This window comes from Paenibacillus sp. J31R30, from assembly GCF_059692115.1.
This window is the reverse complement of sequence record NZ_JCAUAV010000008.1, coordinates 42,336-57,010: the sequence shown is the minus strand read 5'-3', so window position 1 is coordinate 57,010 and position 14,675 is coordinate 42,336. Positions and strand designations below refer to the sequence as shown.

The 14,675-nt window shown below is 41.2% G+C and carries 13 protein-coding genes; 2 read left to right on the top strand and 11 right to left on the bottom strand.

Annotated features, from left to right (window positions below; translation table 11 throughout):
• Positions 1-197 precede the first annotated feature (197 nt).
• The gene (locus tag AC58QO_RS23345; RefSeq protein WP_497269720.1) at positions 198-371 is read left to right on the top strand and encodes a hypothetical protein; all 174 of its coding nucleotides are present in this window, start codon (positions 198-200) and stop codon (positions 369-371) included.
• A 160-nt stretch (positions 372-531) separates the two neighbouring features.
• On the opposite strand, the gene AC58QO_RS23340 is transcribed toward AC58QO_RS23345, so the two are convergent.
• The 6 genes from AC58QO_RS23340 to AC58QO_RS23315 all read right to left on the bottom strand — a co-directional run bounded on the left by AC58QO_RS23340 (position 532) and on the right by AC58QO_RS23315 (position 7,227).
• Positions 532-1,656: a Ger(x)C family spore germination protein gene (locus AC58QO_RS23340; RefSeq protein WP_497269718.1), complete on the bottom strand. Its 1,125-nt coding sequence runs from the start codon at positions 1,654-1,656 to the stop codon at positions 532-534.
• Complete coding sequence (locus tag AC58QO_RS23335) at positions 1,653-2,765, bottom strand: GerAB/ArcD/ProY family transporter (RefSeq protein WP_497269717.1); 1,113 nt, start codon at positions 2,763-2,765, stop codon at positions 1,653-1,655. Before AC58QO_RS23335 ends, AC58QO_RS23340 begins: the two co-directional genes overlap by 4 nt.
• Positions 2,758-4,128, bottom strand: a complete 1,371-nt coding sequence (locus tag AC58QO_RS23330) for a spore germination protein (RefSeq protein WP_497269715.1) — start codon at positions 4,126-4,128, stop codon at positions 2,758-2,760. Before AC58QO_RS23330 ends, AC58QO_RS23335 begins: the two co-directional genes overlap by 8 nt.
• 312 nt (positions 4,129-4,440) lie before the next feature.
• Positions 4,441-5,286 carry an ATP-dependent DNA ligase gene (locus AC58QO_RS23325; RefSeq protein ID WP_497269713.1) on the bottom strand — a complete coding sequence of 282 codons (846 nt, stop codon included), beginning with the start codon at positions 5,284-5,286 and terminating at the stop codon, positions 4,441-4,443.
• 127 nt (positions 5,287-5,413) lie between these two features.
• On the bottom strand, positions 5,414-5,893 hold the full coding sequence (locus AC58QO_RS23320; protein ID WP_497269712.1) for a carboxymuconolactone decarboxylase family protein: 480 nt from the start codon (positions 5,891-5,893) through the stop codon (positions 5,414-5,416).
• A 416-nt stretch (positions 5,894-6,309) separates the two neighbouring features.
• The gene (locus AC58QO_RS23315) at positions 6,310-7,227 is read right to left on the bottom strand and encodes an RNA polymerase sigma-70 factor (RefSeq protein WP_497269710.1); all 918 of its coding nucleotides are present in this window, start codon (positions 7,225-7,227) and stop codon (positions 6,310-6,312) included.
• A 557-nt stretch (positions 7,228-7,784) separates the two neighbouring features.
• Here AC58QO_RS23315 and AC58QO_RS23310 point away from each other — a divergent pair.
• Positions 7,785-8,939 carry a glycosyltransferase family 4 protein gene (locus AC58QO_RS23310; protein WP_497269708.1) on the top strand — a complete coding sequence of 385 codons (1,155 nt, stop codon included), beginning with the start codon at positions 7,785-7,787 and terminating at the stop codon, positions 8,937-8,939.
• Between the two features lie 154 nt (positions 8,940-9,093).
• Here AC58QO_RS23310 and AC58QO_RS23305 read toward each other — a convergent pair whose 3' ends face one another.
• From AC58QO_RS23305 to AC58QO_RS23285, 5 genes are all read right to left on the bottom strand, one after another.
• On the bottom strand, positions 9,094-10,002 hold the full coding sequence (locus tag AC58QO_RS23305; RefSeq protein WP_497269706.1) for an ATP-dependent DNA ligase: 909 nt from the start codon (positions 10,000-10,002) through the stop codon (positions 9,094-9,096).
• A gap of 82 nt (positions 10,003-10,084) precedes the next feature.
• Positions 10,085-11,161 carry a Ger(x)C family spore germination protein gene (locus tag AC58QO_RS23300; protein WP_497269705.1) on the bottom strand — a complete coding sequence of 359 codons (1,077 nt, stop codon included), beginning with the start codon at positions 11,159-11,161 and terminating at the stop codon, positions 10,085-10,087.
• A complete protein-coding gene (locus tag AC58QO_RS23295; RefSeq protein WP_497269703.1) occupies positions 11,158-12,246 on the bottom strand; it encodes a GerAB/ArcD/ProY family transporter in 1,089 nt (362 codons plus the stop codon). Before AC58QO_RS23295 ends, AC58QO_RS23300 begins: the two co-directional genes overlap by 4 nt.
• Before the next feature lie 24 nt (positions 12,247-12,270).
• Entirely contained in the window at positions 12,271-13,722 is a 1,452-nt protein-coding gene (locus AC58QO_RS23290) for a spore germination protein (protein ID WP_497269702.1), read from the bottom strand.
• Between the two features lie 171 nt (positions 13,723-13,893).
• Positions 13,894-14,655 (bottom strand): SDR family oxidoreductase, encoded by a 762-nt coding sequence (locus tag AC58QO_RS23285; RefSeq protein ID WP_497269700.1) that lies wholly within the window; start codon positions 14,653-14,655, stop codon positions 13,894-13,896.
• Between the last annotated feature and the right edge of the window lie 20 nt (positions 14,656-14,675).

The following is a 14,675-nucleotide window of genomic DNA, read 5'->3' as shown; positions in this document are numbered from 1 at the left end:
CACCCAACCAAATGTTATATCATATGTTGATATTAATATATCATGTTATACGGTTTTTGGAAAGATGGGAGTGGGATGGGATTTACACGAAGTTCGTTCCCTTAGCTTCATAAAAAATTTAGTCAGCCGATGCCCATACCCGGAATGAATGCTTTGCATAAATTATTTTGAAAGGTCTCGTTCGGGGAAGTGGTCATATGCAGCTATACTATTTGGCATCCAAGCAAGACGTTATTGAACTCATCCGCGAATGCGTTGATCGGGCAAACTATAGTGCTGCCATTTATTTGCTCGAGATTATTCAGCAGATGGAGGAGGAAAACCGAACCTCAGTACTCATTACAGTCATCCGTAAAAATTCTGACGAATAAATTCCAGTTCACTTACCATTGCCCAGAATACGTTAAAATAAAAAGGCTGAAACCGTTGATACACATGGGTTTCAGCTTTTTTATCGGGTTATTTTCACTTGTAAAATAACAAAAAACCTTCCAGGTCATGTGCTGAACATGCACACATAAACTTGGAAGGCTATTGTATTTGTCCCAACCGCACGATTCTCATGTCGACATGGACATCATACGAAGCCGTTTTATACATCTCATGCCATGCATCGCTTGTCAGGTTCGAGTGGTAAACTCGACTTCGGTAGAGTTCTCCAAATCCGATCGGATCCGAATCTAAGGACGTTAATTTCTTTAACAACGCATGTACATGCTCTTTAGATTTATCATTCATTTGTTTTTGCAGGGTTTGAATAACACTGGCTTGGCCAAGATCAAGCTGCGCAGAACTTTCCGTAAGCATTCCCCTCAATTTGATATTAACCTGAAACTTAAGTGGGTTCTGGCTGATCAACTTTTTACTGCTTTCGCTAGTTATATTCTCAATAACGACCCGCACCGTCTTATCCTTACTATCTTTAATGATATCCCCCATCTCATTCGCGTCTAAAGATAGTTCTATACTCCCTGCCTTATACCGATCGCGAATCGTCTTAAGAAAGAAAGCCTCCTTGGGATCCACGGTTCCTACCATTTTATCGCCACTGAAAACAGCCACATCTTTGAGTTCTACAGCATCACCTTTTCTTTGAAGAAGCGGTACCATAGGATCTGCCGTGGAATATAAAGCGGATAGAAATTCATGCAGTGTTCCTGACACTATCTGTTCTCCGATGATATTCTGATGGATGTTATCCACAATATATGATCCTACATCTGGGAACTGCGGATATTTATGCATTAATAGATCTTCTGCACTGTCTTTGCTGACGGCCATATAAACGGTACTGGCGATAGAGGCATCCCGGAATAAGGTGTCTACCAACGGCAGAAGTCCTGCCTGGGCAAGTTTGAAATCATAAATAGCGACCCGAAGCTGACCTGAAACGACTCTCTTACTCGATTTACGGTTCGCAGCAACACGTGCTCCTTTGCTGGTCAATCCCTCAGAAGAAATCGTCATGACAGAGGATTTGGAATTCGGATCGATCTGATGGATCACATAGGTAGCATTAATTTTATTACCCTCACCTTGGTCGTAGCCGACCGCGATTGTCATTCCTAATTTCTCCAACACATTTGTCTCTAAACGTATGCTGATAGCCAAAATGAATACAAGCACCACAAGGAAAATAAGATTGAATCTTTTCATGCTATCACCTCTGACTGACTCCTTTTCTTATGCCTCCAGAAATGAAATTGGACAATTCCGAAGAGTACCACGGGATATACATAAACAATATAGACAACCCATTTAGCAAAAAGATTATTAATAATATCGATCTGATTCCGGGAGTCAATGAATGAACAAGCAAGCCAGGCGATTCCCATGAATATATACAACCAGTATTTTTGTTTCCATGCAAAAGTACGTTTGAGCCCCTTCGTCGCCGCCCAGCTATACATGAGTAGATTAGGTACGATCACTAACAACCATAAACTAACACCTATGTATTCAAAACGTTCCAAGAATGGAAATTTGATAATTTTCAACATTGTAAATGTAGCCCAATCTGTCTTCAAGAGTTCGCCACCGCTAAAGAAAACAATCGAAACAAACATGACTGCTGTATACACCAAGTTGACACTCATTAAACCAATTTGGGTATACCATTGAACTTTGGACTTATCTTTGGCATACGCATAAATAAAATAGAGCATTTCAAAACCTGCCATTGTAAAAGACATCGAAAGCACCCCCTTACTCAATTGCTTGAGATCCGCTTCGAGTATAGGTAATACCCCTGTCCATTCCGCATAAATCAAAGGGAAGTACAGTAGAAAGACAAGCCAAACTGTTATGGTCACAAAAGTAAAGCATGCCCCCACAATCGTTCGCAAGCCTCCATTTACGCCATAAAACACGACACTTATGATTAATAACGATAGCAGCCATTGTGAGGCGTTCGGAAATAACCAGACCTGAATCATTTCAATATAATTGCGCATCACGATGATCGTCGCAAATAAGAAATACACCATATAGAGTAGATTCACCACATGGCCGAGAGATTTTCCGTAAACTTGCAAATGAATATCATAGAGGTCCTTATTTTCGAATTTCGCCAAGGTTTTAATCATCAACCAAGCCACTAGCTGTGTGATGATTCCAGCAATGAACACAGCAATCCAGGCATCATGGCCAGCGATTTGAAATACAATTCTTTGATAACCAGGAAGCCCTACACCCACCAGCGCGTCATGGATAATAAACATGAGTAGAAAGCTGCTATACATATACGTTTGTTGTGTTTTACTCATCGATATCCGTGTTTCCCTTCGGGTTGTTGTCCCCATTATTGGCGAATACGGAGCGTTTTTTCGGGGCTAATTGGTAAGGGAACCTTATGAGGCCGTCTCGTTTGTTTTTATTTTCAATCGTATAGGGAGGGTAGAAATAAGGTTGGCCCAGACTGGATTGCCGCAGCAAATGCAGAATTAGAAACGCAATGCTAATTGCGATGCCTAAACCGCCTATGATACCCGCGGATATGATGATCGGAAATCGGATAATCCGAATGGTATTCGCCATGGCAAACACTGGTGTTGTGAACGAGGACAAGGCGCTTAACGCCACGATGATGATGAGAATATTGCTGGTGAAGCCCGCTTGTACCGCTGCTTGTCCAATCACAATACCGCCAACAATCCCCATCGTCTGACCAACTTTAGAAGGCAGTCTAGCACCCGCTTCACTTAAAAGCTGAATGATCGTTTCCAACATGAGCGCTTCAACAAGTGGTGGAAAGGGTACTCTGGCACGAGATTGAGCTAGAGGAACCAAGAATGCCTGTGGAATGATTTCATAATGGTACGTCAGCGCAGCTACATACGAGGCTGTTGCGAATAAGGAGATCGCAATACCCACGATTCGCAATCCACGAAAAAACAACCCTGTGGCCCATCTATAATAATAATCTTCAATCGATTTAAAAAAATCAAAGAACGTAGTCGGACAGACAATCACCAACGGGCTGCCGCCAACTACAATCACAACTTTTCCCTCAAGGAGAGGAAATATCGCCCGATCCACCCGCTCTGTCGTAATCATTTGCGGAAAAGCAGAGCTAGGATTATCTTCTAGCCATTGCGTCAAGATCGTTGCATCCAATAACGCTTCCAGCTCCAACGCCTGTATGCTGTTATAGATATGCGTGACCATTTCTAAATCGGCTCTATTCCTCAAATAGACGAGACGGATACTTGTTTGCGTATTTTCACCTAAAGTCATAGCTATTTCGCATAAATCAGGGTTCGGCAAATATTGATGGATTAGCGCAACATTGGTTTCCAAATTTTCCGTAAAAGCAATTTGCGGCCCCAAAATTTGACTTTCATTTTCCGGCTTTGATAAGTTACGTTCTCTTTGTTTCTTGGTTTTAGCCAGAATACCTAAGGTGTAGCCGCTTATGTGGATATACGTCCAGCCTTGCAAAAGATGTTGCTGCATATGATACCAATTATCGTCAAGCAGCAGTTGTCCTATTGGGATTAAATTAACCAGCTTGTCTGGTGAGGGCGTATCTTCGACTTCAATTAATCGATTGAGAATTTCTTGATACAGAATCTCTGGATCCACCAAACTGCTTAGATAATAAACCCCATACGTAACGTCAGTGGTCAATTGTCTACTACAAAGTCAGGAAACATGCGAAACGTTTCTAGGAATTGTGTATTCATTTGATCCAATTCAGCTGCAAAATTAAAAGTCGGAGCTTCCTTCCCAATCGACTTATTAAGTTTGGGCTTGGATTTAAACAGTAAATTTTTTATGGAAAACATGGTCGAATTCACCATAATCCTGACATTCTGACATTTCGATAGTATGACTATTCTGCTCTAGTTCCGTAGAGATTATGTAAATGAATGGGTATAAATATAACTAGAAAAGACTGAAGTCACCTCTTCTTCCCAGGTGATTTCAGCCTCTCTATGCTTAAATAACGAATTCCATAAATTCCGGTGAACGCAGTCTACCGCTTTGGGTCCAGCTTCTAGTCTTAACCCTCGCCATGATCCGAGGCTCCATATAGGCGAAATTCTTGTCTTCCTTGAAGACCAAGCGTTTCTGCACGCTTTCTATGGCCTTTTTATGGATTGGTGATACGCCTGATTCAACGATGCCTACAGGAAACTTAGATCCATCAGCTGCATCAATAGAGGCTAGTAATGCAAAATTATTTTTCCTATAACCAGAAATATACACATCTGCATACGTCCAATTAATGACCTTTTGCCATTGGATGGAGCGTTTATTTATGTGGTAACTGGAATTCTCTTTATTGGATTTGATGATAATACCCTCTAATCCTCGCCCGCGGACCTGCTCAAAATAGTCAACGGCATTCCCCTCAAACATTTCAATCCTTTTATAATTTTCATTTTCAGTAAAAGCCTGCTCCAACAACTCTTTGCGCTTTAGCAAACTTAAGCCGGTGACGTCAATTCCTTTGTATCGCAAAATATCAAAAGCACAGAAAATCACAGGTTTCTTATTCTTTAATGACAAAAATCTCGCGGACATCGCTTCAAAGTCAGGTTTCCCTTGATCATCCAATACGACTAGTTCACCATCAAGTATGGTGCCTTCAGGCACTGGACATCGGAGTAACTCAGGGAATTTATGTGTGATCAAGTCATTATGTCGCGTATACACATACAATTTATCCATATTGGAGAGAATACAACGTAAACCATCTAATTTTAATTCTGCTATATGATTCTTACTGTAAAATGGCTTATTATTTTTGGCATTGTACAGCATCATAGGAGAAATGAACATATGATATCACCCTGTTCTAAATGATACTTCACTATGAACCTTCTGCCTAATGGAAACTGTTTCCCGAAATGATAAAGAGACCCGTAATTGCCCGGGTCTCCTTCATTTTCATACATGATATAACAGATTAGCTAAGACCTGCTTTCGTCAATCCGAAGGCCGCGTCAGCCGATCCAGGAACTGTCTTAAAGGCTACGTTGATGCGGTTCCAAGCATTGATCGCCATGACGGAGAAAGTCAGATCCGAGATCTCTTTTTCTGAAAACTGTCCGCGAACACGGTCATACAATTCATCCGGCACACCTTGCTCAGGAAGCTTAGTCAGGATCTCCGTCCATGCCAGTGCAGCACGTTCGCGTGGCGTAAACAGCGCTGATTCCCTCCAGATTGAGGTGTGATAAAGGCGAAGCTCGCTCTCACCATGGATCTTAGCTTGCTTGATGTGCATGTCCAGACAGAATCCGCACCCATTCATTTGCGATGCTCTGATGTGAACAAGATGGAGGGTCTTCTCTTCAATGGCGCTTTCCTTCTCGGCGTTGCTGAATGCCATCAGTCCTTTGAAAAGCTCCGGTGATTGCTGCATATAATTTACACGTTGTGTCATAATTGTATTCCTCCTGTTTTTTGTTTTTGTTTTGAACACTTATAAGACAATTGGCGTCTGCCATGTGTGACATCATTCTTTACTTATTTTCTCCTCGCTCATTTCTTCGCGGTAAACTCTTAACTACAGTAAGAGATTCGGGTGCTGCCCCAAATCCTACATGCTTACATGGTTCCCTACTACACATCCCAATCATGATAGCGGCCGTCTCCGTTGGTGGAAATTGACCAACTTTGAATGCCAAGGGCCCCTCCTTTATTTCGACGTAACCTAGTGGCTCAACTACACCTACTAGGCAAACTGGATAATTACTAAAGCTCAAGGTCACCTCATCCCCTCTGTTCACTACCAGTTGCTATTTTTATTTGGACACTAACAAGACAATTGGCGATGTGAATGTGTGACATCCTTAGGCGTCAAACATCAATTCCATTTAAACTTTGCAATTTATCTGGATTGACAATAAGGTAAATTCGTTGAAGTGTCATCGATTGATCATCCCACTCAAAACAAATAACCCCTGTTGGTAGACCGTCTTTTGTTAGCAATATCCCTGGTTGATTATTAACCTCGACAAGCTGTGCTTGTGATTCTGGAAATCGACTTGACGAAAAGGCATTCAGAATCTTGAGCACACGTTCTTTGCTATAAATGGAATGGATTGCCGCGGAAACCTTCCCCCCACCGTCAGCTACAAATATCACATCCTCTGAAAGCATGTCCACTAGTGATTGAATGTTCCCTTTCGAAATGGCTGAAATAAATCGATTTACTAGATCCTTCTCTGCAAGCGATTGTGTAGGTTGCATGGTATTTTTTGCAGATGACTCATCCACCTTTTTCTTGACTCGACTGAATATCTTGCGGCAATTGACTTCCGTCTTGTTAACCATCTCAGCAATTTCACTATGTTCATAGGCAAAAACTTCTCTTAAAATAAACACGGCTCGCTCTAAGGGTGTAAGTTTATCCATAAGAATCAGGAAAGCATATGAAATCGTGTCATGGCGCTCTGCGCTTGCTAGCGGACTATCATCGTCGAATTGCACTGTAGGCTCTGGAAGCCAATTCCCAACGTAGCTTATTCTTTTTTTTCGCGCAGACTTTAATTCGTTTAGACATCGATTAATCATCATTTTGCTAAGATAGGATTTGATATTCATAATGTTGTCATCTAGATGTCCATGAATGCCTATGAACAAATCCTGCACCATATCCTCTGCATCTGACCGAGAACCGAGCATACGGTAAGCAATAGAAAATAAAAGAGGCTTGTAGGTTGTATACAATTCTTCAATGTTATTACCTGGTTGATCGATCGTATAACTTGGCATAATACCCACCTTTCAATTCAAGAGAGAATCTCAATTAGATCTGTTTATTATTAACAATTTGAAATGATCCATGCTATTGAAAAAAATCATTATATTAGCAAACTCAGTGCGCCACTCTGATAAGACAATTGGCGGTGTCGATGTGTGACATTATGCTCAATAATTCAATCCTTATGAACCGGACATTCGCCAATTTCCCTAGGCTTAGGTACTTGCATAGAAATAGCTTGTTTCTGGCTCATAGTATATACATAAACAGAAGTACTGAAAGAAGTGACGGTGGAATGACGATAATCTCAAGTCTTGCCCAGATTAGAAAAAGAAAAAGATATCGTAAACGATTAAGAAAGCTAATACATGGGAGATTAAGAAAACGTTCTATTCGAAGATCCAAACCGCGAAATATGCGTTTAGTTAGAAAAAACCGTCCGTTCAAAAAGCGTCAACTCATTAAAAGGAAAAAGAACAAAATAACCCTACAGAAATTTATTCAAGTTGATCCGTCCCACCCTGCTGTGCCAATTGAGGTCGAACTGCAGGAGCACAGACCTCCTCTCGTGGAACTATACCTGGAGGCTCCTCCACAACTGCAGCCAGGTGTTAGTTTGATCGGATATACCCGAACGGAAATTGGCTTAGGTGAAGCTTCCAGATTACTCGCTAAGTCATTTGATGCGGCTCAGCTGCCTTTTGGCATCCTGAGTTATTCCGATCCAGGTACCTTAAGCGCAAGAAATAATGATACCTCTTGGGTTCATAAAGAGATGAATCATGCCCCTTATAACGTTAATCTTTTTCATTTGAATGCCCCCAACTTGCGTTGGGCTTATGACCTTCATGCACTGCCATTTGGCAGAGGACTCTTACATTACCGATATAATATTGGTTATTGGGCCTGGGAATTGCCCGATTTTCCCGATGAATGGTGCAACAGCTTTGAACTCGTACATGAGGTTTGGGCACCATCCAAATTTATTGCCGATTCCATTAAAAAGAAATCTACCGTACCCGTAATTCAAATTCCACATGCGATTGAAGTTCGAGGTCAAGTAAGAAACAGGTCTATTTTCGGATTGCCGGAGAATCAATTTCTGTTCCTATCCATGTACGATACACACAGCCTTAACGAAAGAAAGAACCCACAGGGCTCTATCGAAGCGTTCAAAAGAGCATTCGCTTCCAACGACACCTCAGTCGGCTTGGTCATTAAAGTGAACAATCCCCACTCGAACCCGGCGGAGATGGAAAATCTGCAAAATCTCATCCGCGGCTACTCCAATATTTACTTGATTCAGGAAATTTTAGATCGCGATAAAGTCGATATTTTACTAAACTCCACCGATTGTTTCATGTCCCTCCACAGATCCGAAGGCTTTGGCCTCGTACTGGCGGAAGCTATGTATCTCGGAAAACCAGTAATCGGAACCAATTGGTCCGGAAACACTGATTTTATGAAACCAGACAATTCCTGTTTGGTTAATTATTCACTAGTCCAGTTAGGAAGGGATATAGGCCCTTACAAAGCATTTCAAATATGGGCGGAGCCTGATATCGTTCACGCGGCATACTATATGCTTAAATTGGTGAACGATACGAAGTATCGAAATTCAATAGCACAGCGGGGACAGATGACCATTCGAAACGGTTATTCGCCTGCCGTCATTGGTAAGATGATCAAAAAACGGCTGATCGAAATAGGGATCCAGGTCTAAAAGCAAAAAAAGAGACCCTCAGCAACGGGCTGAGGGTCTAAGTCTATATTTTAAAGGGGGGTTGTTTATTATTATAAGAGTGAATTATTAACTCCAGATGAAAATAGTATTTAAATAATATTATTTTACTTAACAATTCCCACCAAACTCCAACTTAATACGTCCAAAAGCAATCCTCCGGATCCTTATCCAATAAAAAACCTTTAAATATGGTAGTTTTAAGCTGATGCTGATCGGTGCGATCTTGATATTGAATCCTACAACAAAGCTTTGGTTCCACCCAATAGGTTTGCTTATCCATTCTAATTTCTAGCTGTTTAGCTATCTCTAGAAATACGAGCTTATCCTCTTCACTTAAACCAACTTCAACGATACCAACAGGTTTATACCTAACAGTTCTAAAGTGCAGTCCTACTACCAAGCCAAACTGCGGTTCTGTACGATAGCCTAAAATAATAGTGTCGATCGTTTTGAAATTTTTAATTTTCAACCAATCATTCGTTACTGCACCTAAAACATAGTTGGAATCTTTTCGCTTCGCAACAATACCTTCCATGTCATGTTCGATGCTCCAAGCGCTTAAATCTTTTCCTCGTCCTTCAATGAAAACGGTTGGCGTAATCATCTCTGTGCTTCTGACCATTTCATTGAGTCGATTTTTGCGGGTCATAAGCGGTTCCTTCAGGAGCTCGGAAGCAGTAAGCAATACATCAAAAACAACAAATGTAACAGGATGCGTTCTAAGCGCAGCTTTCATTTTGGATGAATCAGAAATACGACCACGATAGGCAAAATCATCAAACACAGTTCTGCCGTCCCGCATACATACTCCTTCACAATCCAATATGACAGTATCGGCTTTTATGGAAGAAATCGCTTCCTTCAGTTCGGGAAATTTGCTTGTTACAACATGACCATTTCGAGTAAAAGCTTCGATACGTGTCCCCTGCTTGTGTAAGAGAATTCTCCATCCGTCCCATTTGGGTTCAAAAATAAATCCATCATCATCAAACGCTTCTTTACCGCTCGCAACAATCATTGGCTTTAAGGCAGAAAATAGCATGTAATTACACCTTTTTATTAGTCCTCAGAGTAGAATGATATCCATTATGTCCTCAATCCCTACCCAGGCATACTTTCCACCTTTATTTCCTGATTCCTATTTCCGTAATATTCACTTTTACATTCAGTCCAACGTTTATCGTTGGATATTCTTGTTTCCATTCCTCTTCGTTCCAATTTCGCGTTTTACTTCTCACGAAATCACCTAATCCGAGCGGGTCGATCTCTTCTTTTTTAAATATTTGTATGAGATCCATGCCAGTTGTAGTTAGATCCTTTTCGAAAAGATCTTTTATTCTATCTTGATCTTGTATTGTTAAGCGAATCCCCTTAGAATCAATAATTTCACTGTTAACGATAAGATTTATCGTCACTTTGGGACTTTTCGAATCTTTCCCGACTCGATATTTCACTTCTGAACCGACATTTCTCACTGCGATGTAAGATCCATTGTCCAGCTTTGCTTCGAGAGTACCGTACTTCGCATCATCCAGAAGAAGTTTCATTACTCGCATCTGCCTTTCGTTCAGTGACATGACATATTTGTCATCCTTAAATAAAGCTAAACCGGAAATCATAACTTGATTATTTTGCATATTAAGAATCGGCAAAAATGGGTCCATGCCTTTGCCCAAATACGAATACTCGAAATCGTGAAGATTCTGCCTGGGAACAGACCCATTCCGCACGTTCGTATCGAGTAAATTGAACAAAAACATCCCTTTTTCCTCATTTGAACTGAAATTAGCCTTCAATAACTCCTTTGCTTTTCCATCAACAATAGCCAAATACATCCTTCGAGAAGCTACTGCTTCACGTAAAAACACATCCAATTCATCTATCAATCCGTTTGCTGCTAACTCTTTTCCAAGTAATATCACTGAAAGACTTCCTGGTTTAATAGGCCGGCTTAATTGCATGTCCATTAATTCTGCGATGTTCCTATTGGTGTGGCCAACCTTTGAGTACAAGTTATTTGTAACGGAACCCGACTTACCAGCTTGAAACTTAGGCGCAGCTAGCGTAAATTCGATTTGATCGTTCGGTGCTACATCTAAGGCGCTGACAAAAGTTATGGTAATTTTCTCTAAAGTATGTTGCTTTACGCACCCCACTAGGAGGAGACAACTGAGCAGTAGTAAGAAAAAAGACCGATTCATACTGTTCTTCTCACTTTCATTCTGACAACGTCGACTATGTACAAAAATGGGATGTACGCAAAAATAATGTAAAATCCGATCCCGGATAACATGGTTTGAACAGCTTCAATACGCGCATGATCTGGAATCAGACACACAGCTATGAAGACCAGAATCAATAATATCGGCAGGGCTGTCAATTGTTTCACATTGAACATGAGTTTACACATGCGGCTTGAAGCCCAAAGACAGATGCATAGGATAGGAATTACCCATAAAATCTGGGCAGTCGCGCCGATATATTCAAATCGTTCTATAAACGGAAAATGAATAAATTTATATTTGGTTAATTGTGGCCATATTTCCTTGGATAATTGTTCAGGCTTGAACATTAATAATGAAAAGAAAATGATTAAAAGATAGCATATGGTAGAAATAAAATTGGCTAAATGCACCCACTTTTCAGATTTTTTCGGTGTTTCGATAAACGTGTAACAGAAAAATAATGTTTCCACGCCTAAATAGGGAAATGTCAATTCCTTTCCTGCTAAGATGATATCGTTCAGCGAATGATCAAACATTGGCGTTAAATTATTAAAATGAAAATAGGCAACTGGAAAAAACAAGGCCAATATGGTTATATATCGTACCAAGCTAAACATACAAATGCCCACGATGACGCGAAAGCCTCCTGCAACGATGTAATACATAAGCAGGAGCATAACCAATGCCAATGGCCATGTCTTTAATTCAGGAAATAGCCATACTTGTATAATTTCTATAAATTTCAGTATTAGGATACTTGCAGTGATCGTGAAGTAAATGATAAAGATAAAGTTAAGAACGCCACCCAACAATTTCCCAAAAAATTGTTGATGAATATGGATAAGATCCGTCCCACTATGATTGAGAATGCGATACATCATCCAAATGATGACGTGGAAAATGATCCCCCATAGGATGACTGAGATCCAAGTATCTTGACCAGCCAATTGAATCGGCTTGATCGACATGGACAGATACTCGGGTCCGAATTGCATCGAGTGAATCAACACGAATACAAGGAAAGGCGAAATAGTAAATCTCGGTTGTTCGGTTGATTTCATCTTTGTTTCACTCCCAAAGCTGATTCATTCATCTATGTCTTTTTTAGCGCTTGCGTTTTTCTTATCAAATCTTACAGGTTTTCTTGTTCTTAAAAAGCTATATCTGTGATGATATTTGGAATAAGGTGGACGAATGACTGTATCAAATAAGTCGGACGTGCGAAACGGATAAAACGGAACCAAGTAAGGCATCCCGAGCGAAGTTAATCGTAATAAATGTGCAACCATGGCTAAGATACAGATGGAAATTCCGAGTAACCCCCATAATTGCGCAGCGAATATAAATGGAAACCGAAGAATACGTATCGTAGCGCTCATTCGAAAAATGGGTGTAGTGAAAGAAGCCAATGCTGACAACGCCACAATGATCAATAAAAAGTTGCTCGTAAGTGCCGCTTCAACGGCAGCCGTACCAAGCACAATGCCTCCAACGATGCCGATTGTTTGTCCGATTTTCGTAGGCAATCTGGCGCCAGCTTCACGTAACAATTCAATGACAAGCTCCATAATGAGCACTTCCACGATAGGCGGGAAAGGTACATTGATCCTCGAAGAAATGATCGTAGGCAAAAAAACGGGTGAAATGCTCTGCCCATGGTACGTGATAACGGCAACATATAAGGGTGAGGCAAATACGGAAAACAACACAGAGAACATGCGAATCAACCGCAGTATGGAGGCAATAATCCATGGCAAATAATAATCTTCATAGGTAATAAAAAATTGCCAGAGGTTAACCGGTGCAAAAAACGCAGTCGGGGACCCGTCCTTCAAAACGCATATTTGACCCGATGATACGGCCCAGGCAACGTAATCAGGCCTTTCGGTCCCGATCGTCTGTGGAAAGATCGAATTGGAATTATCTTCAATCATTTGTTGAAGAATAGTGGTGTCCGTAATTTGATCGTATTGTACATCCTCTATACGCTGAATGCACGTATTTACATATTGTTCATTCGTTAATCCCTCTATGTAAACAATGGCAACTCTAGACTTAGATATACTCCCCTTAGTGAGCTCTTTGATACGTAATTCCGGATACGGAACACGTTTGCGAATCAAGTTAAGATTGACGTCCAATGATTCAACAAAAGCTTCTTTCGGTCCTTCTACAGTGAATTCGGTTTCAGGTGAGGCTACGTTGCGCCCCTTTAATACAGCGGCATTGACCAAAATACATTGATGGCTCTGAAGGCCATATTGAATAGCCACATATCCTCGATAAATTTTGTTTTGAATAAGCTCCCAATCGGTGGAAATTTCTTTTTCCGCCACGGGGATCAATTGATACAAATCCTCGAAGGTTATGTCCGAATTGTTGCGAAGACAGCCTAGTATATGCCATTGCAAGACTTCTGGCTCTGTAAGTGATTTGAAATATCCAATGAATAAAGGAATAGCGTTCATTTTATGTTCGTAGCATACGAAATCCGCTGATTCACTAAGCTCCTTCCATAATGGAGGGACAGGATTCACTTCTAATCACCTTTTCTATTCATAATTTCTAATTCATTGTGTCACTTCAAAGGGATAATTATACAGAATCAAAGCATAGTTACCGCTCTATCTAGTTTTTGTCACAAAAAAAAAGGAGACCCGACGTTGCCGGTTCTCCTTCAGTTCTAACAAGCTTTTCTCTTTACTTCCTTACACTTGAACTACAGAACGGCTAAGCCAATCCTTAAAATGCGTTGTGGTAATTCGGGCGTTCCCCCCCGTTGGAACGAGAGATTGATCATTCACCTCTACCGAGCCGTAGTAAGGCGCTTTGGCGTCAGTGACAACCTGGCGTTTGTCTTTCGTTGCGCTAAAATATTGTCGAACGAGTTCGTCCATTCGAATCTGGTCTGGTCCAGCTACATCGACAAGGCCATTCACTGGCGCCGCAAGAGTGAAATCGACTAGCGCGGCTGCAACATCATCCGAAACGATAGGCTGCATAAGAGCAGAAGGCAAACGAACAGTGTCCCCATCTGTAGCCACATCGGCAATGCCCCCTATGAATTCGTAGAATTGTGTCGCGCGGACGATCGTATAAGGAACCTTGGCATTCTGGATTAGCTCTTCTTGCGCCATTTTCGCGCGGAAATACCCACTTTGGAGAAGGCGTTCGGTACCAACAACCGATAATGCAACATGATGACTTACTCCAGCCGCTGCTTCAGCAGCAAGAAGGTTCGTGTTCGACTTAACGAAGAACTCCATAACTGCCTGGTCCTCCCATGAAGGCGCGTTTGACACATCGACGACAACCTGAGCGCCGCTAAGCGCTTCAGCGAGCCCTTCACCTGTGATCGTGTTAACCCCTAAAGAAGGTGATGCCGCTACTACCTCGTGACCAAGTTGACGAAGGTTGTTTACAAGTTTTTTTCCAATAAGTCCACTACCGCCGATAACTACAATTTTCATGTTAATTCCTCCTAATTTAT

Excerpts from the sequence above, each read along its gene's own strand:
- AC58QO_RS23345 (WP_497269720.1), top strand. The coding sequence starts at position 198 with ATGCAGCTATACTATTTGGCATCCAAGCAAGACGTTATTGAACTCATC.
- AC58QO_RS23340 (WP_497269718.1), bottom strand. The coding sequence starts at position 1,656 with ATGAAAAGATTCAATCTTATTTTCCTTGTGGTGCTTGTATTCATTTTG.
- AC58QO_RS23335 (WP_497269717.1), bottom strand. The coding sequence starts at position 2,765 with ATGAGTAAAACACAACAAACGTATATGTATAGCAGCTTTCTACTCATG.
- AC58QO_RS23325 (WP_497269713.1), bottom strand. The coding sequence starts at position 5,286 with ATGTTCATTTCTCCTATGATGCTGTACAATGCCAAAAATAATAAGCCA.
- AC58QO_RS23320 (WP_497269712.1), bottom strand. The coding sequence starts at position 5,893 with ATGACACAACGTGTAAATTATATGCAGCAATCACCGGAGCTTTTCAAA.
- AC58QO_RS23315 (WP_497269710.1), bottom strand. The coding sequence starts at position 7,227 with ATGCCAAGTTATACGATCGATCAACCAGGTAATAACATTGAAGAATTG.
- AC58QO_RS23305 (WP_497269706.1), bottom strand. The coding sequence starts at position 10,002 with ATGCTATTTTCTGCCTTAAAGCCAATGATTGTTGCGAGCGGTAAAGAA.
- AC58QO_RS23300 (WP_497269705.1), bottom strand. The coding sequence starts at position 11,161 with ATGAATCGGTCTTTTTTCTTACTACTGCTCAGTTGTCTCCTCCTAGTG.
- AC58QO_RS23295 (WP_497269703.1), bottom strand. The coding sequence starts at position 12,246 with ATGAAATCAACCGAACAACCGAGATTTACTATTTCGCCTTTCCTTGTA.
- AC58QO_RS23285 (WP_497269700.1), bottom strand. The coding sequence starts at position 14,655 with ATGAAAATTGTAGTTATCGGCGGTAGTGGACTTATTGGAAAAAAACTT.